Source organism: Nocardia nepalensis, assembly GCF_048910785.1.
Classification (GTDB): domain Bacteria; phylum Actinomycetota; class Actinomycetes; order Mycobacteriales; family Mycobacteriaceae; genus Nocardia; species Nocardia nepalensis.
The window spans coordinates 954,574-977,015 of sequence record NZ_JBKBET010000020.1 but is presented as its reverse complement, the minus strand read 5'-3'; the positions used below and the strand labels follow the sequence as shown (position 1 = coordinate 977,015).

Annotated in this window: 21 protein-coding genes; 10 read left to right on the top strand and 11 right to left on the bottom strand. The window is 66.9% G+C overall.

From position 1 onward, the window contains the following. The first annotated feature begins 367 nt into the window (after positions 1-367). Complete coding sequence (locus ACHQ4I_RS15675) at positions 368-2,155, top strand: ABC-F family ATP-binding cassette domain-containing protein (RefSeq protein ID WP_420772432.1); 1,788 nt, start codon at positions 368-370, stop codon at positions 2,153-2,155. 119 nt (positions 2,156-2,274) lie between these two features. On the opposite strand, the gene ACHQ4I_RS15670 is transcribed toward ACHQ4I_RS15675, so the two are convergent. Both ACHQ4I_RS15670 and ACHQ4I_RS15665 read right to left on the bottom strand, forming a co-directional pair. Next, the gene (locus ACHQ4I_RS15670; protein ID WP_420772431.1) at positions 2,275-3,114 is read right to left on the bottom strand and encodes an Abi-alpha family protein; all 840 of its coding nucleotides are present in this window, start codon (positions 3,112-3,114) and stop codon (positions 2,275-2,277) included. 65 nt (positions 3,115-3,179) lie between these two features. Beyond that, positions 3,180-4,454 (bottom strand): DUF445 domain-containing protein, encoded by a 1,275-nt coding sequence (locus ACHQ4I_RS15665; RefSeq protein ID WP_420772430.1) that lies wholly within the window; start codon positions 4,452-4,454, stop codon positions 3,180-3,182. A 381-nt stretch (positions 4,455-4,835) separates the two neighbouring features. On the opposite strand from ACHQ4I_RS15665, the gene ACHQ4I_RS15660 reads away from it, so the two are divergent. Both ACHQ4I_RS15660 and ACHQ4I_RS15655 read left to right on the top strand, forming a co-directional pair. After that, complete coding sequence (locus ACHQ4I_RS15660; protein ID WP_420772429.1) at positions 4,836-5,714, top strand: Abi-alpha family protein; 879 nt, start codon at positions 4,836-4,838, stop codon at positions 5,712-5,714. A gap of 100 nt (positions 5,715-5,814) precedes the next feature. Further along, positions 5,815-6,399 (top strand): nuclear transport factor 2 family protein, encoded by a 585-nt coding sequence (locus ACHQ4I_RS15655; protein WP_420772428.1) that lies wholly within the window; start codon positions 5,815-5,817, stop codon positions 6,397-6,399. Between the two features lie 56 nt (positions 6,400-6,455). On the opposite strand, the gene ACHQ4I_RS15650 is transcribed toward ACHQ4I_RS15655, so the two are convergent. Then, positions 6,456-8,099 carry a peptide chain release factor 3 gene (locus ACHQ4I_RS15650; protein WP_420772427.1) on the bottom strand — a complete coding sequence of 548 codons (1,644 nt, stop codon included), beginning with the start codon at positions 8,097-8,099 and terminating at the stop codon, positions 6,456-6,458. A gap of 300 nt (positions 8,100-8,399) precedes the next feature. Here ACHQ4I_RS15650 and ACHQ4I_RS15645 point away from each other — a divergent pair, with 300 nt between their 5' ends. Together ACHQ4I_RS15645 and pth are read left to right on the top strand one after the other, a co-directional pair. Then, positions 8,400-9,005, top strand: a complete 606-nt coding sequence (locus ACHQ4I_RS15645; RefSeq protein ID WP_420772426.1) for a 50S ribosomal protein L25/general stress protein Ctc — start codon at positions 8,400-8,402, stop codon at positions 9,003-9,005. Positions 9,006-9,029: 24 nt separating this feature from the next. After that, a complete protein-coding gene (pth, locus tag ACHQ4I_RS15640) occupies positions 9,030-9,611 on the top strand; it encodes an aminoacyl-tRNA hydrolase (protein ID WP_420772425.1) in 582 nt (193 codons plus the stop codon). A gap of 52 nt (positions 9,612-9,663) precedes the next feature. On the opposite strand, the gene ACHQ4I_RS15635 is transcribed toward pth, so the two are convergent. Both ACHQ4I_RS15635 and ACHQ4I_RS15630 read right to left on the bottom strand, forming a co-directional pair. Further along, positions 9,664-11,319, bottom strand: coding sequence for a fatty acyl-AMP ligase (locus ACHQ4I_RS15635; protein ID WP_420772424.1), 1,656 nt, complete (start codon positions 11,317-11,319; stop codon positions 9,664-9,666). A 147-nt stretch (positions 11,320-11,466) separates the two neighbouring features. Further along, on the bottom strand, positions 11,467-12,168 hold the full coding sequence (locus tag ACHQ4I_RS15630) for a lysophospholipid acyltransferase family protein (RefSeq protein ID WP_420772718.1): 702 nt from the start codon (positions 12,166-12,168) through the stop codon (positions 11,467-11,469). A gap of 125 nt (positions 12,169-12,293) precedes the next feature. On the opposite strand from ACHQ4I_RS15630, the gene ACHQ4I_RS15625 reads away from it, so the two are divergent. Next, the gene (locus ACHQ4I_RS15625) at positions 12,294-12,881 is read left to right on the top strand and encodes a TetR/AcrR family transcriptional regulator (RefSeq protein WP_420772423.1); all 588 of its coding nucleotides are present in this window, start codon (positions 12,294-12,296) and stop codon (positions 12,879-12,881) included. Between the two features lie 75 nt (positions 12,882-12,956). Here the strand turns inward: ACHQ4I_RS15625 and ACHQ4I_RS15620 are convergent, their stop codons facing one another. Continuing rightward, entirely contained in the window at positions 12,957-13,874 is a 918-nt protein-coding gene (locus ACHQ4I_RS15620) for a ribonuclease Z (protein WP_420772422.1), read from the bottom strand. Next, positions 13,874-15,052, bottom strand: a complete 1,179-nt coding sequence (locus ACHQ4I_RS15615; RefSeq protein ID WP_420772421.1) for an aminotransferase class V-fold PLP-dependent enzyme — start codon at positions 15,050-15,052, stop codon at positions 13,874-13,876. The genes ACHQ4I_RS15620 and ACHQ4I_RS15615 overlap by 1 nt, the downstream gene beginning before the upstream one ends. A gap of 266 nt (positions 15,053-15,318) precedes the next feature. Between ACHQ4I_RS15615 and egtA the strand changes: the two genes are divergently transcribed. The 4 genes from egtA (at position 15,319) to egtD (ending at position 19,972) form a co-directional block, all read left to right on the top strand. Next, the gene (gene egtA, locus ACHQ4I_RS15610) at positions 15,319-16,644 is read left to right on the top strand and encodes an ergothioneine biosynthesis glutamate--cysteine ligase EgtA (RefSeq protein WP_420772420.1); all 1,326 of its coding nucleotides are present in this window, start codon (positions 15,319-15,321) and stop codon (positions 16,642-16,644) included. 67 nt (positions 16,645-16,711) lie between these two features. Beyond that, the gene (egtB, locus tag ACHQ4I_RS15605) at positions 16,712-18,052 is read left to right on the top strand and encodes an ergothioneine biosynthesis protein EgtB (RefSeq protein WP_420772419.1); all 1,341 of its coding nucleotides are present in this window, start codon (positions 16,712-16,714) and stop codon (positions 18,050-18,052) included. A 115-nt stretch (positions 18,053-18,167) separates the two neighbouring features. Continuing rightward, a complete protein-coding gene (gene egtC / locus ACHQ4I_RS15600; protein ID WP_420772418.1) occupies positions 18,168-19,004 on the top strand; it encodes an ergothioneine biosynthesis protein EgtC in 837 nt (278 codons plus the stop codon). Next, on the top strand, positions 19,001-19,972 hold the full coding sequence (gene egtD / locus ACHQ4I_RS15595) for an L-histidine N(alpha)-methyltransferase (RefSeq protein ID WP_420772417.1): 972 nt from the start codon (positions 19,001-19,003) through the stop codon (positions 19,970-19,972). The genes egtC and egtD overlap by 4 nt, the downstream gene beginning before the upstream one ends. Here the strand turns inward: egtD and ACHQ4I_RS15590 are convergent. From ACHQ4I_RS15590 to ACHQ4I_RS15575, 4 genes are all read right to left on the bottom strand, one after another. After that, on the bottom strand, positions 19,969-20,619 hold the full coding sequence (locus ACHQ4I_RS15590) for a DUF2461 domain-containing protein (RefSeq protein WP_420772416.1): 651 nt from the start codon (positions 20,617-20,619) through the stop codon (positions 19,969-19,971). The genes egtD and ACHQ4I_RS15590 overlap by 4 nt on opposite strands. Before the next feature lie 48 nt (positions 20,620-20,667). Next, complete coding sequence (locus ACHQ4I_RS15585) at positions 20,668-21,387, bottom strand: hypothetical protein (protein WP_420772415.1); 720 nt, start codon at positions 21,385-21,387, stop codon at positions 20,668-20,670. Between the two features lie 56 nt (positions 21,388-21,443). Further along, positions 21,444-21,704, bottom strand: coding sequence for a hypothetical protein (locus ACHQ4I_RS15580; RefSeq protein ID WP_420772414.1), 261 nt, complete (start codon positions 21,702-21,704; stop codon positions 21,444-21,446). A gap of 68 nt (positions 21,705-21,772) precedes the next feature. Then, positions 21,773-22,369, bottom strand: coding sequence for a hypothetical protein (locus tag ACHQ4I_RS15575; protein ID WP_420772413.1), 597 nt, complete (start codon positions 22,367-22,369; stop codon positions 21,773-21,775). Positions 22,370-22,442 lie beyond the last annotated feature (73 nt).

Here is a 22,442-nt window from a genome sequence, read left to right as displayed (position 1 = left end):
CCGCCTCCGCTCACCTCGCTGCGAGGTGGGGCTCCCATTCTGCGGCTGTAATCTCAGGAGCGCTAACGCTGTTCGTAACGAACATCGTTCGTTACGATGACTGTAAACGAACGTCGTTCGTCGCGCAAGCCTTGGAATCGCCCCGTTCGCCAGTCGAAGCCGAACCGCTGGCCCGGATCTGATTCTCGCAGTGACGTCGCACTCTGGGGCTCTGTTGGGGCGGTCGGGCCGAGTGGTGCGGAGGTGGGCGGACGCCGCGGTGGGGGTGGGGCGGGCCTTTGGATTCGGCGGGGCGGTGGTGGGTTCGGGGTGCTCGGTACGCTTGCGCAGGGCAGGTACTCGCCCGGTGCACGACTCGGAAGGATCCATGTCCAACCTGATCAACCTCGAGCAGGTCTCCAAGAGTTTCGGTATCAAGCCGCTCCTGGACAACGTGTCGCTCGGTATCCACGCGGGCGAGCGGATCGGTGTCGTCGGCCTCAACGGCGGCGGCAAGACCACCCTGTTGGAGGTGCTGACCGGCCTCGAACCGCCGGACAGCGGCCGGGTGAGCCGGGTCGGCGGGCTGCGGATGGCGGTGGTGACCCAGCGCGGCGCGCTGCCCCCTGGCGCGACCGTCGGATCCGTCGTGCTGGCCGGACTCGCTGATGATGCGATGACCGACGATGTCGCCGAACATGAATGGGCCTCGAACCCGCGCATTCGTTCGGTGATGGCGGGCATCGGCATCGAGGGCCTCGGTCTGGAAACCTCGGTCGACAATCTGTCCGGTGGCGAGCGCCGCCGTGTCGCACTGGCCGCCGCGCTGGTGCGCGACCTCGATCTACTCGTCCTCGACGAGCCCACCAACCACCTCGATGTCGAGGGCGTGCAGTGGCTGGCCGAACATCTGCTCAACCGCCGCAGCGCCCTGGTTGTCGTGACCCACGATCGCTGGTTCCTCGACACCGTCGCCACCGATACCTGGGAGGTCGTCGGCGGCAAGGTCGAGAGCTATGAGGGCGGTTACGGCGACTGGATCTTCGCGCGCGCCGAGCGGGCCAGGCAGGCCGACGCCACCGAGGCCCGGCGCGCGAACCTGGCGCGCAAGGAGCTGGCCTGGCTGCGGCGCGGTGCGAAGGCGCGCACCTCCAAGCCGCGCTATCGGGTGGAGGCGGCCGAGGCGCTGATCGCCGATGTGCCGCCGCCGCGCGACAGCGTCTCGCTGGCCGCGTTCGCGCGAAAGCGCCTCGGCCGCGTCGTCATCGAACTCGAGGACACCACCCTCGCGACGCCGGACGGCCGCGAGCTGGTGCGCGACTTGACCTGGCGCCTCGCGCCGGGCGAGCGGGTCGGTCTGGTCGGGGTGAACGGATCCGGCAAGACGACCCTGCTGCGCACATTGGCCGGAGACACCGAACCTGCTGCGGGCAAACGCATTCAGGGCCAGACGGTCCAGATCGGCTGGCTCCGTCAGGAACTCGACGACCTGCCCACCGAGCTGCGGGTGCTGGAGGCCGTGCAGCAGGTCGCGCAGCGAATCATGCTGGGCGACAAGGAGATCTCCGCGGGCCAGCTGGCCGAACGACTCGGCTTCACCCCCGCTCGCCAGCGTACTCCGGTCGGCGATTTATCCGGCGGCGAGCGGCGCAGGCTGCAGCTGACCCGCATCCTGATGGCCGAGCCGAACGTCCTACTCCTCGACGAACCGACCAACGACCTGGACATCGACACCCTGCAACAGCTCGAGGACCTGCTCGACAACTGGGCGGGCACCCTGGTCGTGATCAGCCACGACCGCTACCTGATCGAGCGCATCTGCGACTCCACCTGGGCACTGTTCGGCGACGGCAAACTCACCAACCTCCCCGGCGGCATCGACGAGTATCTGAAGAAGCGCGCCGTATCGAGCTCCACGGCAACGCGACCCGACACCAAACCCGCCGAAACCCCAGCCACCGATTCTGCCGCCTACCGCGCCGCCCGCAAGGAATTGGCCAAACTCGAGCGGATTATCGACAAACTCACCGAACGCGAACAACGCCTCCACACGTCCCTCGCCGACGCCGCCACCAACCCCGAAAAACTCATCACCCTGGGCACCGAACTCAAACAGGTCCTCGCCGAAAAGGAAACCGCCGAGCAGCGCTGGCTGGAACTCGCCGACGCCACCTGAGTGGTCCCGGGATCAAGATCAGGTGGCACTGGTGGCGGGGGGTTCTCGGGGGATGCCGCCATAGATTCCACGTGATCACACGTCCAATTTGGAGGGGGCGGCTCGGGTGGGGGCGGGGGTTAGTCGGTGCCGGAGGCGCGGCCGTCTTGGACTACGACTGGGAGGCAGGTTTGGACGAAGTCTGCGCCGAAGCCGGTTAGGGTGATGCTGCGGTAGTAGACCTTGGTGCCGAAACCGGAGCGCTTCAGGACTTCTCGGACGGGGGATTGGGCCTCTAGGAGTTGGTAGCGGTTCGGGTTGCCGACGGGCTCCTTGACGAACTCGATTAAACCGAGGCGGCGCAGGTTCGGGAGGTACTGCTGGATGCGGTTCGGGAAGCGCAGGCCAGCGTGCTCGCCGATCAGGTTGAGGCCGGAGATGATTCGCTCGACGCCGAGGCCGCGCGGGCGTCCGGCGCGGATGTCGATCGAGGGCTGCGGGCCGTCGAGGTGCAGGAAGCGCAGGATGCGTGCCTCGTCGGGGGTGAGTTCCTCGAGCATGCGGGCGAAGGCGGGGTGGGTTTCGTGATGTTCGCCCTGTGTGCTCGCCGATAGGCGCAGCAGTGCCGCGCCCTGCTCGCGCAGCGTGGGAACCGCGTCGGTAGTGAGCTGCTCGGGCGTCGCGGGTAGGCGCAATGCGCGGCGCACCGCGTCACGGACCTCCGCCTCGGCCTCGGCTAGGACCTCGCGCGGTGGATTTCCCGCGATACTGCCGCGCACCACGGTCGCGCCTACGCCGAGTGCGGTATCGATGCCCCATGCGGTCACCTCGGCCGCGGCGGTTACCGCGACCCGGGCGACGCCGGTGGTCGCGCGGACGGTCTTGCGCACCGAACCGGGTTGGCGCTTGCGGGATTCGACCTCGACCGAGGTGATCGGTAACCGCGCGATTTCCTTCGAGAGCTGGGCTGTTTCGGCCACCTCGGAGTGCTCCACGTGCTCAGAGCCCTGTCCGGCGGCCCGTGTATCGTCGCCGCCAGATTCCGTTATAGCCATGATGTCGCCACTCCCGTTCCGAAGATCAGGATGTGAGCGTATCCGGCGAAGAGCCCCAACACGCCGCCATGCAGAAAAAGCAGCCATTCGTCCTGTTTGATGGCCGATCGCAGCATATCCACGAAGTCCGGGGGCGACAGCGCCGACATCTGTTTGGCGATGTAGTCGTTGATTTGCCTGCCCTGCTGGACGTTGAAGTCCGGATCGGCGAAGGCGATCGGCGCGATGGACATCGCCTCGGTGGTCAGCGTCGACTGCAGCGAGTCGTACTCCCGACTGCCGAGCATGAACTTCACCGCGGGTCGGGCGGGTCCGAGCGCGCGGTCCGCGGCCGGGCGCAGCGTGTCCTCGAGCATCTGCATGGTCCGGTCCGAGCGCGGACCGTTCAGCAGTTCGTCACCGATATTGGCGACGGTCATCACCTGGCTGGAGACCAATTCGGCGTAGCCGTCGGTGATTTCGGACTGCCGCTTGATCAGCAGACCCTGCCGCCACGGGCACCACCACTTCGGGTACGCGGGCGCGAAGATCATGTTAAGGCCGATCCAGTTGACCACCCAGCCGATGATGACGCCGCCGATCGGCAGCACCACCAGCGTCGACCAGCCGGTCACGTGCAGCACCGCGACCAGCACCACACCCATCGGCGCGCCGAAGTAGAAACCGAAGTTCTGCATGAAACGCAGTTCCTTGGCGCCGAGCACTTGGAAAAGGGTGTTGAGCAGGTGCGGTCGGGCCTGGAAATAGCGGATGACCATCTGCTTGACGTCGAGCAGTTGATCGATATTGGCGCCCAATTCCTCGGTCAGCTCGCGCAGAATATCGGGCAGCTGCTGACGGACCCGCGCGTGAATCATCTCGCGCACGCCGGTCGGCAGGTTGTACCAGAGTTGCGGGTGCTCGCGGCGCAGGATTTCTTCGACGATGTCCTTGATCTGCGCATCGGCGATACTCGCGAGATGTTCGGCGAGCTTGTCCGGTTCCAGCTCGCGATAGAAGTCGGCGACACTCCCGAGTTTCGCCAAACCCTTGTCGACGGCGATGCTCGCCATTTTGTCCGCGCGCGACGGCACGATGCCCTGCCAGCCCATTCGGCCGTCATAGCTCAGTAGCGGAAGCACCTGAATTCGTTTGGGCAGGAAGGGAAACAGCGCGCGCAATCCGGCTAAATGCACACCGTGGAAGGCGACCGGCTTGAACAGCATGAGGATGCCGGTCCAGTTGGTGATGTAGCCGATGATTCCAGTGAAAAGCGGGATAGTCACTAACTCGAGGAGGATCGTCGGGTGAATCCCGAAAACGCTCTCTAACACGACACCCTCCTGCCGATAAACCGGTGACCGCCGCCTCACCGGCATCCCAAAACTAGCACCCTGTCGGCAGACGGACCCTACTGTGAGACGGAGAGGCCGGTCCACCGCGAGTGTCCCGCCCCACAACGGATTGTCTGAGACATCAGTCACACTGTGTGTCCAGGATGTCGTACTGTCAACTGGCGCCGGAGACAATGACGACCACCACACGTCCGACAGCAGGGGTCGGCGTGTTTGCTGGCCCACTCGGCTCGCGGTTAGGCATACCTGGAAGGCTTGCGGGCAATAATCTGTGGGCGTATTCGTTCACTTGGCAATACATCGGAGTAGAACGTGACAGACGACAGGACCGGACAGGACGTGGCCCGGGCCGGTACCCGCTCGGTGGAGCGCAGCTCGGATGTCGAACAGCGGCAGATCAGCAATGAGGCGCGGCTGATTCGCGGTGTGTTCCGAGCGGCGGGGCTCGCGGCGGGCACCGTGGTGCGCGGCAGCCAGTGGGCCGTCGAGACGACCTATGAGGTGACCAAGGAGATCACCCAGGCCGCGCTCGACGGTGAGTCGTCGGCCGATATCGCCGAACGCACCGGCAATGCCTTGCGCTCCATCGCGCGCAGCGCGCTAGGTGTCACCGAGGGGTCGGTGCGCGAAATCGTCAGCTACGTACCGGCTTCCAACGGTGCGCCGCAGCCGACGGCGATCAGCATCGGCGCGCCGCTGCACTCGGCGAGCAGCGAAGAGCTGCGTCGCCGTGGTGACGCGCTGCTGGCCCGCTCGGCCGATGTCTACTTCACCGATGACGTGCACCCCGCCTACGACCGGATCCTCGACGAGCTGGCTCCGGACGAGGCGCGCATTCTGCGGTTCATGGCATTGAACGGTCCGCAGCCGTCGGTGGATGTGCGGACCAACCGTCCGCTCGGCATCGGCTCGGAGTTGGTGACCGGCGATCTGACCTCCGTGCCCGAACAGGCCGGCGTCCGTTATCCGGACCGCGCCCGCACCTATCTGATCAACCTCAACCGCCTCGGGCTGACCCAGGTCTCCGAGGATCCGGTGGTGCTGAGCCGATACATGGTGCTCGAGGTGCAGCCGGTGGTCGAGGCGGCGCTGAAGAAGGCCGGGCGGGCGCCCAAGATCGTGCGCAAGAGTCTGCGGCTGACCGAGTTCGGCAGCGATTTCTGCAATACCTGCTTCACCATCGGGAACTGACCCATACGGAAGATCACGAATTTCGGCTCGTAGTGATAGCAATCTGATACAAATCTCCCAATAGGTCCAGCGCGGCGACTTCGAATGGGATTGTTGAGGTATGGATCAGGATGCTGTGTCAGCGATCAGTCGCCTGAAGTTCCGGTATCTGCGCGCCCTCGACACCAAGTCATGGGATGAATTTGCGGACACCATGATTCCCGAGGCGACCGCCACCTACAGCGAATACCTGCAGTTCGAGTCGCGGGACGCGTTCTTGGCCTTCATGCGCAACACCCTCGGTCCCCATGTCATCACCGAGCACCGATGTGACCATCCGGAGATCGACGTCGACGGTGATACCGCCACCGGCACTTGGTATCTCGCCGATACCGTGCTGATACCGGAGCACAATATGCTGCTGCGCGGCGCGGCGTTCTACACCGATCGCTATGTGCGGTGCACGGACGGTCTCTGGCGCATCGCGCATACCGGCTACGAGCGGACCTACGAGGTGGTCCTGTCGCTCAGCGATCTGCCGAGCCTGCGATTGACATCGAGTCGCTGGGGGCTGATCGCCCGCGAAGATGGCATAGCGGCCGTCGAACGTGAGCCCACCACCCCGCTGCGTCGCGAGCCCGAGCCGGAGCCCGAGCCGGAGACGGCGAAACCCGAACCGGAGACGGCGAAACCCGAAGCCGGGTGAGAGAGAATGGCCTGAGCCTCCATCCCCCGGAATCGGGACACAGCTGAGGGCAATCCCTAATCCGCCGCCGCGACCAGCGGCTCGAGCGTGAGCTTCGGATGCTCCTTCTCGATGTACTGCAGCCGCCACTTGTCGCTGAACAGTGCCAGCAGCGCCCCGTCGGACCGGGTGAACACCTCGACTCCGCGCTGGCGGTCGAGTTCGGCCATCGACTCGGCATCGGTGCGCCGGGCCAGCGTATAAGGCAGGTGCTCCATGTGGGTTTCGACGTTGAACTCCGCAAGCATCCGCGCGGTCACCACCTCGAACTGCATCGGTCCGACCGCCGCGAGCACGGGTGACGCATCACCGCGCGCGTCATTGCGCAGCACCTGCACCACGCCCTCGGAATCGAGCTGATCGATGGCCTTGCGGAACTGCTTGTACTTGCCCGCACTCTGCGCCCGCAGCACCGCGAAATGCTCCGGCGCGAAGGACGGGATCGGCGGGAACTCCACCTTCTTGTCCACGAACAGCGTGTGCCCCGGCGCCAGCGCGGTGGCATTCACCAGGCCGACCACATCACCCGGGTAGGCGGTGTCGACGGTCGAGCGCTCCCGGCCGAAGACGGTCAGCGCGTATTTGGTGGCGAACGGCCGACCGGTCTGGGCGTGCGTGACGACCATGCCACGCTCGAATTCACCGGAGACGATCCGCATGAACGCGAGCCGATCCCGGTGTGCCGCATCCATTCCGGCCTGCACCTTGAATACGACCGCGCTGAACGGATCGGTGGTGTCGCGCGGCGTGCCGCCGACATCGGCGCGCGAGCCGGGCGCGGGCGCCAGCGCGACCAAGGTCTCCAGCAATTGCCGCACACCGAAATTCAGCATCGCCGAGGCGTATATGACGGGGGAGGTCTGCCCGGCCAGGAACATTTCCTGATCATGGTCCTGCCCGGTGGCCGAGAGCAGTTCGCTCTCCTCGGCGGCGGTCGTCCACGCCTCACCCTCGCGGGCCTCGGCGGATTCCGGGGTGATCGACTCCTCCGGCGCGATGGTCGCACCACCCGCGGTCCGGGTGAAGTGGATGTATTCGACGGCCTCGCCCTCCGGGCCCCGGCGCAGCAGGCCGCGGAAGTCACCGGCGATGCCGACCGGCAGGAACAGCGGAGTCGGGGTGAGTCCGATCCGTTCGTTGATCTCGTCGAGCAGTTCCAGCGGCGCGCGGCCGGGGCGGTCCCACTTGTTGATCACGGTGATGACCGGGATGCCGCGATGGCGGCAGACCTGGAACAGCTTCAGGGTCTGCGGCTCGAGACCCTTGGCGGCGTCGATGAGCATGACCGCGGCGTCGACGGCGGTCAGCACGCGGTAGGTGTCCTCGGAGAAATCCGAGTGGCCGGGGGTGTCGACCAGGTTGATGACGTTATCGATATCGGAGCCGGCGGCGCGGTAGTTGAACTGAAGTGCGGTGGAGCTCACGGAGATACCGCGCGCCTTCTCCATCTCCATCCAGTCCGACACGGTGGACTTGCGCCCGGCCTTGCCGTGGATCGCGCCCGCCTCGGAGATCATTCTGGCGTGCAATGCCAGGGCCTCGGTGAGCGTCGACTTGCCCGCGTCGGGGTGGGAGATCACCGCGAATGTGCGCCGTCGGGCGACCTCGGCGGGCAACCCACGCGGGGCGGGCGCGACGACACCCTCAGTGGAGGCGGTCAACTTCAAAACCTTTCAGACGGCCGATCGGCAACCGCTCCAGCGTACGCGACAGGGGTGACAGCAATCCGGTGACTATGACCACCCGATTCAGCTGGACATAAACACTTGCGCTATGGTGTTCGGGTTGTCTCGGCGAGGGTGACCGCAGACGTAATGCGTTCACCGTGATCGACGCGGCTCGGCTCTCGGCCGTCCTCGTTCGGTCTTCGCCCGACGAATAGACCAACCTTTGCCAGGGTGAACAACAGTCCCTGGCGCACTGTTGACAGCCCGGAAGAGCCGTAGGGAGTAGATCCAGTCATGTCTGACGCCAACCTTCTCGAAGCCGCCGTCCGCACCGAGTTCGGCAAGGGCGCCGCCCGCCGTACCCGTCGCGCGGGCAACGTTCCCGCCGTGCTGTACGGCCACGCCGCCGACCCGCAGCACCTCTCGCTCAACGCCCAGGCCTTCGCCGCCATCCTGCGCGAGCACGGCACCAATGCGGTGTTGAACCTCGTAATCGACGGCAAGAAGCAGCTCGCACTGACCAAATCCGTTGTGGTGCACCCGATTCGCCGTTACATCGAGCACGCCGACCTGCTGATCGTCAAGCGCGGCGAGAAGGTCACCGCCGATGTGAACGTCACGCTGACCGGTGAGGCCGGTCCGGGCACCCTGGTCACCCAGGAATCCACCACGCTGTCCATCGAGGCCGACGCGCTGAACATCCCGGAGGCCATCGAGGTCTCGATCGAGGGCGCCGAGGCGGGCACCCAGATCACCGCCGGTGCGATCGAGCTGCCGAAGGGCGTCACCCTGGCCGGTGACCCGGAGGCCCTGATCGTCAACATCATCGCGGCGCCGCTCTCCGCGCAGGAGACCGAAGAGGCCGCCGCGGCCGCCGCGGAGGCCGAGAGCGCCGAGTAAGAACTCCTCGGGTCGGTTATCCGCATGACCGAATCCTCGACCGGGCCCGCGCTCGTGGTCGGACTGGGCAATCCCGGTCCCGAGTACGAGCGCACCCGGCACAATGTCGGCTTTCTGGTCGCCGACGTGCTCGCGCAGCGCGTCGGCGGCCGTTTTGCCGTGCACAAGAAGTCCGGTGCGGACCTGCTGCAGGCCCGGCTGGACGGGCGGCAGGTGCTGATCGCCAAACCGCGGTCGTTCATGAATCTGTCCGGGCGCCCGGTCGCGGCCTTGGCGAAATTCTTCTCGGTGCCGCCGACCGAGGTGATCGTCGTGCACGACGAACTGGATCTGCCGTTCGGCCAGGTCCGGCTCAAGCGCGGCGGCGGCGAGGGCGGGCACAACGGATTGCGTTCGGTCTCCAGCGCTTTGACCACCAAGGACTATCTGCGCACCCGCATCGGCATCGGCCGCCCGCCCGGCCGTCAGGATCCGGCGGACTATGTGCTCAAACCGTTTTCCTCGGCGGAGCGCAAGGAAGTTCCGGTGATCGTCGAACAGGCCGCGGACGCAGTCGAATTGCTGCTGCGCGTCGGGCTCGAACCGGCACAGAACCAACTGCACTGAGGCGCGGATTGCGCGGTCGATCAGACCGCCGCGCCAACGGCGGCGGCCGTGGTCAGCGAAGATGGACTGCGGTGGCGGAGCGGCGGAGTTTGCCGGAGGAGGTCTTCGGGAGGGCGCCGGGCCCGAGGACGGCGACGGTGCGGGGGCGCGCGCCGACCTCGGAGAAGACCGAGTGCACGATTTCGCGTTCGATGCGCTTGACCTCGTCGGCGTTCTGGTGGTCGTTGCTTTCCACGACCACGGCGAAGCTTTCGCGTTTTTCGCCCGCGTCCAAGCGGACCGCGACGGCATTGCCCGGGCGCACCCCCGCCACCCGCATGGCGGCGCGCTCGATATCGGTGGGGTAGATATTGCGGCCGGCCATGATGATGACGTCCTTGATCCGGCCGCACACCACGATCAGGCCCTCATCGGTGAAGTAGCCGATATCGCCGGTGTCGAGCCAGCCGTCCGAATCCTGGGCCGGGCGGAAGCCGTTGACCGTGACATAGCCCGAAGTGACTGCGGGACCGCGCAGTTCGATCACCCCGACCGAACGGGTCGGCAGCGGTTGGCGTTCCGAGTCGACGATCCGGCCCTCCAGATTGTCGACCAGGTAGCCGAGCGTGGGTAGCCGGCGTATGTGGCCGTGGCCGTGGCCGCCGTGCGGATCATGTACCGGCACAGCCTTTCCCAGTGCCTCCAGCAGGTCGGCATCGATGATGTCGAGCACCTGGCCGTGCCCGGGATCCGGAATCGACACGGCCAGTGTGGTTTCGGCCATACCGTAGACCGGGGTGAGTGCCATCGGATTGAGCCGGAAGCGTTTTCCGGCGTCGGCGAGGGCGTCCATGGTGTCCGGGTCGACGGGTTCGGCGCCGTTCCACATGTAGCGGACGCTGCTGAGATCGTAGGCGCCGTCCTCGGCCTGCTTGAGCCTGCGCGCCAGCAGCGAGTACGCGAAATTCGGTGCCGCCGTGACGGTTCCGCGGTACTTATCGATCAGCTCGGCCCACAGCAGCGGGCGCATCAGGAAGTCGATCGGCGTCACGCAGACCACATCGGCGCCGAATTGCATAGGGACGCTGAGGAATCCGACCATGCCCATATCGTGGAACAGGGGCAGCCAGCTGACCATCACATCATCGTCGAGCTGGAACTTCACCCGATCGAACATGGCATAGGCGTTGGCGTAGAAGTTCTCGTGCGTGATCCGCACCGCCTTCGGCGATCCGGTCGATCCGGAGGTCAATTGCTGCAAGGCGATATCGGTCTCGACGGTCGGCACCGGATCGACCTCCGGGCCGTCGCGCAGCTGGTCGATGCGCACCACTGTGATGCCGCGCTCGCGCAACAGCGATTCGGCGGCCTCGAAGGGCGCGCCGAGCACCACCGCGCGCGCCTCGATCATCGAGAGGACGGTCTCGGTATCGCGGGCCCAGACCACCAGATCGGTGCGCGGGGTCGGCTGATGCAGCATGGTGATCGATGCGCCGCGCATCCAGATGGCCTGACAGGCCGGTGCGATATCGACCGGCATTCCGGCCAGCACACCGACCGCGTCACCGTGTCCGATTCCGGCTGCCGCGAGGCCGCCCGCCATTCGGCGCGCGATCTGATGGATCTCGCCCCAGGTTTGTCGCAACGGGGTGTTCGGCTCTCCGGTCACCAGCCCTCGACCCGTGGATTGCGCCGCCGTCGCGTACATCTCATCGGTGAACCTGCTCAACGTCCACTCCCTCGTGACCACAATGCGGTGGCCGGACATTCGATCCGGCCTGCTTCCCAACTATCCCGCGTATTGGTCCCAGCGTTAACCGTTCCGTCCGGTTGTCCACGGACATGTCCGGTGCGTACGGCGAATGCGGCGAAAATGTTACGAACGGGTGGAACCGAAGGTGGCGGCGTAGCGGTCGACGTAGTTGCGGCCGGATCGGGCGGCCAACTCCCGCATCAGCTCGTCGGTGGCCGCGCGGACCGGGCAAGGGGCCGAAGTGTCGCCTGCGGTGTGGACTGCGGGCCTCGGGGTGAGCGGGGGGTAGTAACGCGGCGCGCCGAAGCTGATGCGCACCTTGCCGAAACGCGGCAATTTGGCACCGCGCGGATTCACCTTGTCGGTACCGGCGAGCACCACCGGAATCACCGGCGCGCCGGTCGCCATGGCGACCCGCAGTGCACCGGTGCGGCCACGGTAGACGCGGCCGTCGGGGGAGCGGGTGCCCTCCGGGTGGATCGCCCAGATATCACCCGATTCCAGGATTCTGGTGGCGGCGTCCAGTGCGTCCGCGGCGGCGGTGCCGCCGCTGCGGTTCACCGGGACCTGACCCGCGACGGTGAAGAACCAGCGCTTGAACCGTCCCTTGAGCCCGGTGCCGGTGAAGTACTCCTGTTTGGCCAGGAATGTGACGCGGCGGGGCAGAACCAGTGCGAGGTAGAGCGAATCCAGCATTGCGAGGTGGTTGGCGGCGATGATCACCGGTCCGGTGCGCGGCACGTGCCGCCGACCTTCCACTTCGGGCCGACCGATCAGCCGCAACAGCGGGCCGACGAACACGTACTTGAACAACCGGTACCACACATGAGCCTCCGAGGAAGTTGCCGTAGACACTGTCTACCACGTGAGTGTAGACATTGTCTACGATTATCGGTAGAGGATTTCTACCTAATGTGACGCAGTCGGGGATACCGGTGAGGAGCGATTCGATGGCCGACGTAGACAATGTCTCCATGGTCGAAAATGAGCCCCTGCGGGAACGCTTGGTCGGCGCCGGGGTCGACATGCTCGAAGAGGTCGGCGCGGCGCAGCTCGGTCTGCGGGCCATCACCCGCGCGGCCGGGGTTTCCCATGGTGCGCCCCGCCGCCACTTTCCCACGCACCGTGCGCTGCTGGCCGCCATTGCCGCGCGGGGTTTCGCCGATCTCATCGATCGGTTCGCGAAGGCTCAGGAGGGTGCGACCACGCCGCGCGAGCATTTGCAGCGCATGGCGGCGGAGTACGTCGAATTCGCTGGTGAGCGCCCCGAAATGTTCACACTGATGTTCCGCCACGATCTGCTCGAGGGGTCCGGCGAGAATCTGCGCTCGATCACCCTGCCGCTGTTCGAGGGCTTCGCCGCGCTGGTCGCCGCAGCCGCGCCGACCGCCGACGACCCGAGGGCTGCCGCGATTGCCCTGTGGACCAACCTGCACGGCATCGCCGCTCTGCAAGCCAACCGCAGCCTGCGCCTGGTCGGCCCGGCGACCAGCACCCGTGCTCTCGTCGCCCAGGTCCTCGCGTTGCACCTGGCCTGACAGCCGGGAATCCGAGTCTGCTCCTGGTGCGGATCCCAGTGCGTTGTGACGGGCTGCTGCGCCGCCACCGTCGAGCTAATGGCGTGGGGGCAGTGGGATTCTCGCGAGATCGGTGGCGATCACGATCTCCCCGGTGAAGTGCTTCGACGCCTCGGCGAGGTGGCCGTCGAGGTCGCGGTAGCGCTGCGAGAAGTGGGTCAGCACCAGGGTGCGCACGCCCGCCTCGGCGGCCACCCGGGCCGCCTGCCCGGCCGTGAGGTGGCCGTATTCCTCGGCGAGGTGGGCGTCGGCATCCAGGAACGTCGCCTCGATCACCAGCATGTCCACACCCGAGGCGAGCGTGAGTACGCCGGGGCAGAGCCTGGTGTCCATCACGAAGGCCAGGCTCTGGCCGGGGCGCGGCTCGCTGACATCCGCCAGAGTGATTGTGCGCCCGTCGTATTCGATGCTGCCCGCGCGTTGCAACTGTCCGACGGCCGGGCCGTACAGCCCGAGGGCCGCGAGCCGATCCGGCAGGATGCGCATGCCGGTCGGCTCGGTGAGCCGGTAGCCGAAGGCCTCGACCGGATGCGATAGCGCGACCGCCTCCAGGACGAACGGTGCGCCGGGCGCGTCCAACACGCCGGGATCGGCGATCGGATGCGGCCGCAGGTCGGTGGTGCGGTAAAAGGCGCTGGCATTGCTCAGTCGATCGAAGAACGGCTCGCCCGAGGCGGGGTAGTAGACATCCACCGGATGGGCGACCTTGTCGAGGCTGATCCGCTGGATTATGCCGGGTAGTCCCAGGCAGTGGTCGCCGTGGAAATGCGTCACCGCGATCCGGGTGATGTCGGTGACCGAGACGCCCGCGTATGTCATCTGCCGCTGCGTGCCCTCGCCCGGATCGAAGAGAATGCCCTCCTCGCCCCAGCGCAGCAGATACCCATTGTGGTTGCGCTGCTTGGTCGGTACCTGACTCGCGGTGCCGAGGACGACCAGTTCCCGGGGTGACATCAGAGCGTCGCGACCGCGCCGACGAACCGGTCGAGCTCCTCGAAACTCACGAAGCAGTGCGGCGAGGCGCGCACCACCGAATCCAGGCCACGGGCGGTCATATCCAGCAGCGTAGAGCTGGCATGGCTCGCCGTCACCGTAATATTCTGTGCCGCAAGGCGATCGCGCACCTCGACGGCGGATTTCCCGTCGACGGTGAACGAAACGATGCCGCTGTGCCGAATCCCGATGTCGCGCACGGTGACTCCGTCGATTTCCGGTAGCGATTTGCGCAGGTGTTCGGCGCGGGCCGCGATCGCCGCATAGACGTCCTCGGGTCCGAGGTCGAGCAGGTACCGCACGGCCGCACCGAGACCGAGTCGCGCCGCGACGTCGCATTCCCAGAACTCGAAACGACTCGCGTCGGGCACGAGTGCGTACTCATCCGGGCCGGTCCACTGCGCGCTGTGCAGGTCCAGCCGCTGTGGCTCCATCGACGCCGCCAATTCCGGTCGCACATAAAGGAATCCGGTGCCGCGCGGCCCACGCAGCCATTTGCGGCCGGTGACCGAGAGCGCGTCGACACCGAGTTCGGCCACATCGATGGGCAGCTGCCCGGCCGATTGGCAGGCATCGAGTAGGACCAGCGCGCCGACCGAATGCGCGATCCTGGTGGCCTCGGCGGCCGGGTTGACCAGGCCGCCGTTGGTCGGGGCGTGCAGCACCGACACCAGCTTGACGCGTTCGTCGACCAGCTCGGCGAGCGCGTCGAGATCGATCTGACCGCTGCCGTCGCTGGGAATCGACTCGACCACCGCGCCGGTCGCCTTGGCGCGCTGCAGTGCGGCGATCGCGTTGCTCGCATAGTCCGCGCCGGAGATGAGGATGCGGTCGCCGGGCGCGAGCGGGACGGAGTAGAAGAAATCGGTCCATGCGCGGGTGGCGCTGTCGCTGAGCGCGATGCCGGCCGGATCGGCGTTGATGAGTGCGCCGATATCGGTCTTCACCGCGGCGAGGTCGTCGAGTCGTTCGTTCGCCGCGCGGTAGCCGCCGATTTCGGCCTCACGTCGCAGATGGTCCACGACGGTGTCGAGCACGGCCCGCGGCGGCAGCGACGATCCCGCGCTGTCGAGGAAGACCAGCTCGGATCCGGACCCGTAGCCCGGGATATCGGCACGTACGCGATTCTCGTCCAGCATGTCGACGACAGTATCGCCGAAACAGGCCCCCCGCGTCGTCGCTCGGGTCGGCGCAGCTCGGCGGCCGGGGCCGCGCGTCCTCGTTGTGCGTGACCACGAATTCAGATTCTTGTCACATTTTTTGTCGGTACCCGTCGTTACGCTGGTTTGGGTCGGCGCAGTGGAATACGACGAGCAAACGCGGCGATACAGAACTACCGAGACAACTACCGGCAGTGCAGAAGAACCCCGCAAACGGGTACCCGGTTCAGATGGTGGAGGTTGGTATGGCGGTCACGCTCGAGCACCCGCAGCGGGTCACCGCGCTGGAGCACGGTGAACTGTCCTCGCGGGCCGCTGCAGAGGCCTATATCGAGAAAATCTGCTTCAAATTGGGGCCACCGACGCTCATCGGCGCCGAACTGGAATGGCTCACCGTGCAGGGTGAGTGTTCGCCGTCAGGCCCATTGGCCGCCCCCCGCCCGCAACTGACTGCACTCGCAGATGCTCTCGGACCCTATGCACCGCGGTCCATCGCCCCCGATTCACCGGCACTCTCGCTGCCAGGGGGCAGCCGGGTCACCATCGAACCCGGCGGTCAGATCGAGCTCTCCAGCGCCCCGTTCGCCGCTGCCGCGCAGCTGTGCGAGGGTTTGTCCACCGATGCTCGGATGCTGCGGGATCTGCTCGAATCCCGATCCATCCGCACCGTATCCGCCGCCGCCGATGCGAACCGCCGCCCGAAGCGGGTTTTGCGGTTACCGCGCTATCGCGCCATGGAAGAGTCCTTCGGCGGGATCGGCCCCTTCGGCAAATTGATGATGTGCAATACGGCCGCGACCCAGGTCAGCGTCGACGCGGGTGCGGATCGCGCCGAGGTCACCGCCCGATGGAATGCGCTGTACACCATCGGCCCCGCCTTGGTCGCGGCCTTCGCCTGCTCCCCCGAATTGCGCGGCGCACCCGCGGGCGCTTGGGCATCCCAACGCATGCGCACCTGGTTGCGCCTGGATCACGCACGTACCCGCCCCGCGGCGGAGTCGTGGCCGGATCCGATCGCCGGCTACGCGCGCTGGGCTCTGGATGTCCAGCTGCTGTGCGTTCGTCGTCCCGATGGCGTCGACGACGGCGATATCGGCTGGTCCGCGCCGCCGGGCGCGACCTTCGCGGATTGGTTGTCCGGCGCGCTGGACGACGAGATCGGTCGCCGTCCCGAGGTCGGCGATCTCGATTATCACCTGACCACGCTGTTCCCGCCGGTGCGGGCTTCCGGGCATCTGGAGGTCCGCTATCTGGACGCCCAGCCGGATAACGACTGGACCGTACCGATCCACGTATTCGACGCCCTGCTGTCGTCCCCGGCCGTCGTCGCCGAGGCGACCGCGGTCGCGGCTCCGATCGCGGGCCGCTGGCTGGACGCGGCCCGTTGCGGACTCGCCGATCCGGACATCCGGGCGGTCGCGGTCGAACTGCTGACCTTGGCCGCGGCACATGCGACGAGTTCGGCGGCCGTCCGCGAGATCGAATCCGCGGCCGAGCGATGTCGCAGCGGTCGCACCCCGACCGACGAACTCGCTTCGCGTGGCGCGGATCAGCACGAGGACCGCCCGTGACCGGGGCGTTGCGGATGAGACCGCCGCTTCGAGTCGCCGACCAGAACGAGTTCCGGAGATTTTCATCGTGACCATTCACTACCCCGCAACAGATAATTCCGGCACCGAGCAGTTGCGTGACCGGATCGCCGAAGTGCTCACCCGCGCAAGGGATCGCACCGTCGGACTCACCAACCTCGACGAGGCGGAACTGGTCGCGCAGCATTCGCGCCTGATGAGCCCGCTCGTCTGGGATCTCGCCCATATCGGCAACCAGGAAGAGCTGTGGCTCGTGCGCGACGTGGGCGGGCGCGCCGCGGTGCGCGCCGATATCGATGAGCTGTACGACGCGTTCAAACACGCTCGCGCCAATCGTCCCGAGCTGCCGCTGCTCAACCCGACCCAGGCCCGCGGTTATGTGGGTACCGTGCGCGACAAAGTCTGGGATGTGCTGGACACCAGCGCTTTACGCGGTGACCCGCTGGTCGACGGCGGATTCGCCTTCGGCATGATCGCCCAGCACGAGCAGCAGCACGACGAAACCATGCTCGCCACCCATCAATTGCGCACCGGCCCCGCCGTCCTTTCCGCGCCTGCCGCGCCGACGATGACCAACCCGGTCGGTGGTGAAGTCATCATTCCCGCGGGCGAATTCAGCATGGGCACCTCGACCGACCCATGGGCACTGGACAATGAGCGCCCGGCGCATCCGGTGCACGTGCCCGCCTTCGCCATCGACGTCGCGCCGATCACCAACGGGCAGTATCTGGCCTTCATCGCCGACGGCGGCTACGACCGGCCCGAGCTGTGGTCCGAACGCGGTTGGGCGCATCGGCAGAAAGCGGGCCTGGTCGCGCCGCAGTTCTGGGAGCGTGATCCGGCCGGGCACTGGTGGCGTCGGCAATTCGGTGTGATGACGCCGGTGCGTCCGAATCAGCCGGTGCTGCACGTCTGCTGGTTCGAGGCCGAGGCCTACGCCGCCTGGGCGGGCAAACGCCTGCCCACCGAGGCGGAATGGGAGAAGGCGGCCCGCTTCGACCCGGAAACCGGAGCGTCGCGCCGCTACCCATGGGGTGACACCGAACCCGATTCCACCACCGCGAATCTCGGCCAGCGCCACCTGGAACCCGCCGAGGTCGGCGCCTACCCGGCGGGGGCATCCCCGGCCGGGGTGCATCAGCTGATCGGCGACGTATGGGAGTGGACCGCATCGGGTTTCGATGCCTACCCCGGCTTCCGTGCCTTCCCCTACGCCGAATACTCCGAGGTCTTCTTCGGCGGCGACTACCGCGTCCTGCGCGGCGGCTCCTTCGGCACCGACCCCGTCGCCTGCCGCGGCACCTTCCGCAACTGGGACCACCCCATTCGCCGCCAGATCTTCTCCGGCTTCCGCCTGGCCCGGGACCTGCGAAAAGGCGATGGCGAGTGAGGGTCGTGCACGTGCGACTGCGTGTCCGGCCCGGCGGCAGCGACACCCGCGCTCGGGCAAACGTCGCGTCGCGGCCAGTCCGCGGCCGACGCATGACCGCGGGAGGTGGGTGCTGATGTGTCGCCAACTCGGCTATGTCGGCCCTGCGGTCCGGGTCGGCGACATGCTGACCCTGGGCTCGCATTCCCTGCGGACTCAGGCGTGGGCGCCCAAGGACATGCGTGGCGGCGGGACGATCAATGCGGACGGTTTCGGAGCGGCGTGGTGGCGTGCGGAGGGCGAGTCGGTGACCGTCAGCCGGTATCGCAATCAGGCGCCCATCTGGACCGATCCGGCCGTGGAAGAGGTACTGCCGCAACTGGAATCGTGGGCGGTGCTGGCCGCGGTGCGCTCGGCCACGGTGGGCATGCCGGTCGAGCGGACTGCCTGTGCGCCGTTCACGCACGGTCGATGGGCATTCAGCCATAACGGTGTGGTGCCCGATTGGCGGCGTGCCCTCAGCGCGGTCGCCGAGGAATTCGGCTCCACCGCAACCGAACTCGGCGCGGGGCAGCTGTTCGAGCCGGTGCGATTGCTGGAGGCCGAATCCACGACCGATTCGGCGACGCTGTGGGTGATCCTGCGCGGCCTGCTGTCCACCGGCGCTCCCGATGGTTCGTGGGCGGCGGCCCCTGCGGCGCTGAGTCTGCTTGTCGCCGCGGTACTCGCCCAAGCCCCCGGCGCCCGACTGAATTTCCTGCTCGGTGACGGTCAGCAGCTGTGGGCGACCACCGTGTACCACTCGCTGTCCGCCCTGGTCACCGATGATTTCGCCATTCTCTGCTCCGAACCCTTCGACGACGACCCGCGCTGGCAGCCGATTCCGGATCGGCAGCTGGTCAGTGCCCGCCCCGGCTCGCTGACCTTGACGCCCCTGCTCGCCGCCCCAAGCACGAAAGGCTCGCTCTCATGACCGCACCGACGCTGGAGATCCACCTATCCGATAACGACCTCACCTCGGCACTGCGGACCGATGCCGGGCTGGGGCTGACCGCGGACCCGAAGTGGTTGCCGCCCAAATGGTTCTACGACGCGCGCGGCAGTGAACTGTTCGAGCAGATCACCGAACTCCCCGAGTACTACCCGACCCGCACCGAACGCGCGCTGCTGGAGCGGGTCGTCGGCGAAATCGCCCGTACCGCGCAGGCCGAGGTCTTGGTCGAGCTCGGCTCTGGCTCGGCCGCCAAGACCAGGCTGCTGCTCTCCGCCCTGACCACCGAGGGTCCGTTGAAAACCTATGTTCCGCAGGATGTCTCGTCCTCGGCGCTGCGCGCCGCCGCAGCGGAGATCGCGGCGGAATTTCCCGGTCTCGCGGTGCACGGCGTGGTCAGCGATTTCACCGACACCCTGCACAATCTGCCGCGCGGCGGCCGCCGCATGATCGCCTTCCTCGGCGGCACCATCGGCAATCTCATCCCGGCCGAACGCGCGGAATTCCTGTCCAGCATCTACGAAGTGCTGGAGCCGGGCGAGCAGCTGCTGCTCGGCGCCGGCCTGGTCGTCGACCCCGCCGTGCTGGTCCCCGCCTACGACGACGCGGCCGGTGTCACCGCCGAGTTCAACCGAAATGTGCTGCACGTGTTGAACAGTCGGCTCGATGCCGATTTCGAGCCGGATAAGTTCGCGCATGTCGCCATCTGGGATGCCGAGCACGAGTGGATCGAAATGCGCCTGGAGGCGACCGAAGATATGACGGTGACGGTCCGGGAGCTGGATCTCACCGTGCAGTTCGCCCGCGGCGAGCAGATGCGCACCGAGATCTCGGCCAAGTTCCGCATCGACGGACTGGACGCCGAACTGGCCGCCGCCGGTTTCGAGACCGAACAGGTCTGGACCGATCCGGACGACCGCTTCGCCCTCGTGCTCGCCGCGCGGCGTTAGAACCGGTCGGGTGCGCCGCCGACCACCGCGGCGAGCCATTCGATGAAGGGCCGCATCGCCTCCCAGGCGGTGCGGACCTCCTTGGCGGTGCGGGGCTTGTCCAGCCAGGCCGGTGCGCCGAATTCCTTACTGCACGTGAGCGATTTGTGCCGGAGCAGATCGATGCGCGGGTGGTCGGCGTCGTAACCCTTCGGCTTGGTCTTCAGCTGCTCGCCGCCGATGGTGAACCCCGACTTGGTGAGCTTCGCCAGTATCGCCTCCAGTTCCGCGCCGCGCACCTCGTCGTCGATGGTCGCGCGCAGCTGGGCGATCTGGGCGGGGGAACCCGAGTAGAACCCGCCGCCGACGAACAGTCCGGCGGCGCTGATCTGCACATACCAGCCGGTACCCGGCGCAACGCCCACCACCGCGCCCTGCGCGGTCTTATAGGGCGCCTTGTCCTTGGAGAAGCGCACATCCCGGTACGGCCGGAAAATCTTGGCGCTGCCGAAGTCCGCCTCCAACTCGGCGGTCAGCGCCACCATCGGCGCTTTGACCGCCTCGTCGTACACCGCCTTGTGCGCGTTCCAGAAGGCCTTCGAGTTATCGGCCTCCAGATCCTCGTAGAAGTCCAGCCCCGCGAGCGGGAACCCACCGAATCGAGTCATGTGGACAACGCTACGACGCGTGTCCACCACGCGGCGACGGGTGGTCGGTCAGTTGGAGTCGGGGATCATGCTCCCGCTGAAGACGGCATAGATCAGGATGAGCCCGATGATCAGCGAGATCGCGGATGCGATGGCGGCCCACTTGCCCAGGGATTCGCCCTTTTTATGGCCGATGATGCCGAGCACGATGCCCGCGGGGCCGAACAGGTACGGGCAGAACAGCAGGGAGATGCCCGCGCAGACGAAGCCGATGATCGACAGGGTCTGAGTGCCGGACGGTGCCGCTGGCGTGGTGTACGGCTGGTAGGGCTGCTGGGGATAGCCGCCGAGCGTGGCTTCCGGCGCGGCATCGGTGATCGGCGGATATACGGCGCCCGGTGGGCGCGCCTGCCGGTCGTACGGTTCATCCCAGGGTTTTGGTCGCGCCGACGGTTGGTCCTGATCTCCCGATCCCCATTGCTGACTCCCTGCTGCCCGCTCCCAAGGCGGCGGCTGCGTCACCAGATCAGGTGCGGTTTCGGCAGCCGCCCGCTCAGCCGGTGTCTGCTCGCTCGGCCCCGCGCTCGACGGTTGCGTCGCCAAATCCGGCGCGGCGGGTTGGACCGGGGGCGGTGCTCCGGGCTCGACGTGCTGCGACTCCCACGGTCCGCTGGCAACCGGTGTCGCCCAATCGGTGCCCGCGGAGGCGAGCGGTTCGGGTTCGGGCTTGTCATCGGCCGGTTTCTCGGGCGACGCGTCGCCGCCCTCCGGATGCTGCGGAGTGGTCATCGAATCTCCTCGTATCGGCGGCGAGATGCCACGGCGGAGCGGGCAGGATCGGTGCGCTACAGGTCGGTGTCCTCGATGATCTCGATCGCGGCGGTCTCCGCTGGCCGCTCGTCCTCCTCGGCGAGTTCGGCGGCGTGCTGTTCCGGGGTCCACTCCTGTTCGAGTTCGTCGCCGATGCCGAGCCTGCCGTCATCTTCGCTCTCGTAATAGCGAGCGCGCAGGTCAGCGGGCGGATCCTCGACATTTCGGCGATACGCGCGGATCTCGTCTTCCTGGTCGTCGTCCCCCATATCCATATCGAGCGGGTCGCGGTCCATAACCCCAGTATCCCCCTGCACCCCGCTGGCAGCAGGGACCCTGCGCTCGCCAGCGGCGATCCGCGCGTTCAGCCGAAGGCTCCGAGGAACCCGACAAAGGCGACGACCAGAATGATCGCGATGGCCAGCACCGCGCCATTGGCGATCGCGGCCCATTTGCCGAGGGATTCGCCCTTGTTGTGTCCGATGATGCCGAGCACGATGCCCGCCGGTCCGGTGACCACGATGGGCAGACCGCAGAACATCACTACCGACAGCGCGGTCGCCGCCAAACACGAGAAGCTGATGATCGAGAAAATCGGGACATCGGATTGCCGCGGCGGCGTGTAGGGCTGGTACGGATACCCGGGGTAGCCAGGGTAACCGGGCTGTCCGCCGTAGGGACCGGCCTGCGGGTAGCCGGGCTGTGGATACGCCGGCGGCGGGTAGACGGGTGGCTGGGGGTAGCCCGCGGGCGGGGTATACGGCGCGGCAGGCGGGGCGCTCTCCGGCGAAAACGGTTGTCCCGGTTGGTGAATCGCCGTCGGATCGACTCCGGGCGGGCTGTCCTGCGGCCAGACCTTGGTCGCGTCCTCGTTGTCCTGCGGCTGGTGCGCCTGCGTCGGATCAGCGGGCGGCCCGTCCTGCGACTTCCCGAGATTGATATGCGGTTCTGAATCCTGCATGGCACGCCCCCTGTTTGTCATCCTTATTCGCCATGCGTACCACGGCGAAGCGAGCCTCACAAACAGAATCCGG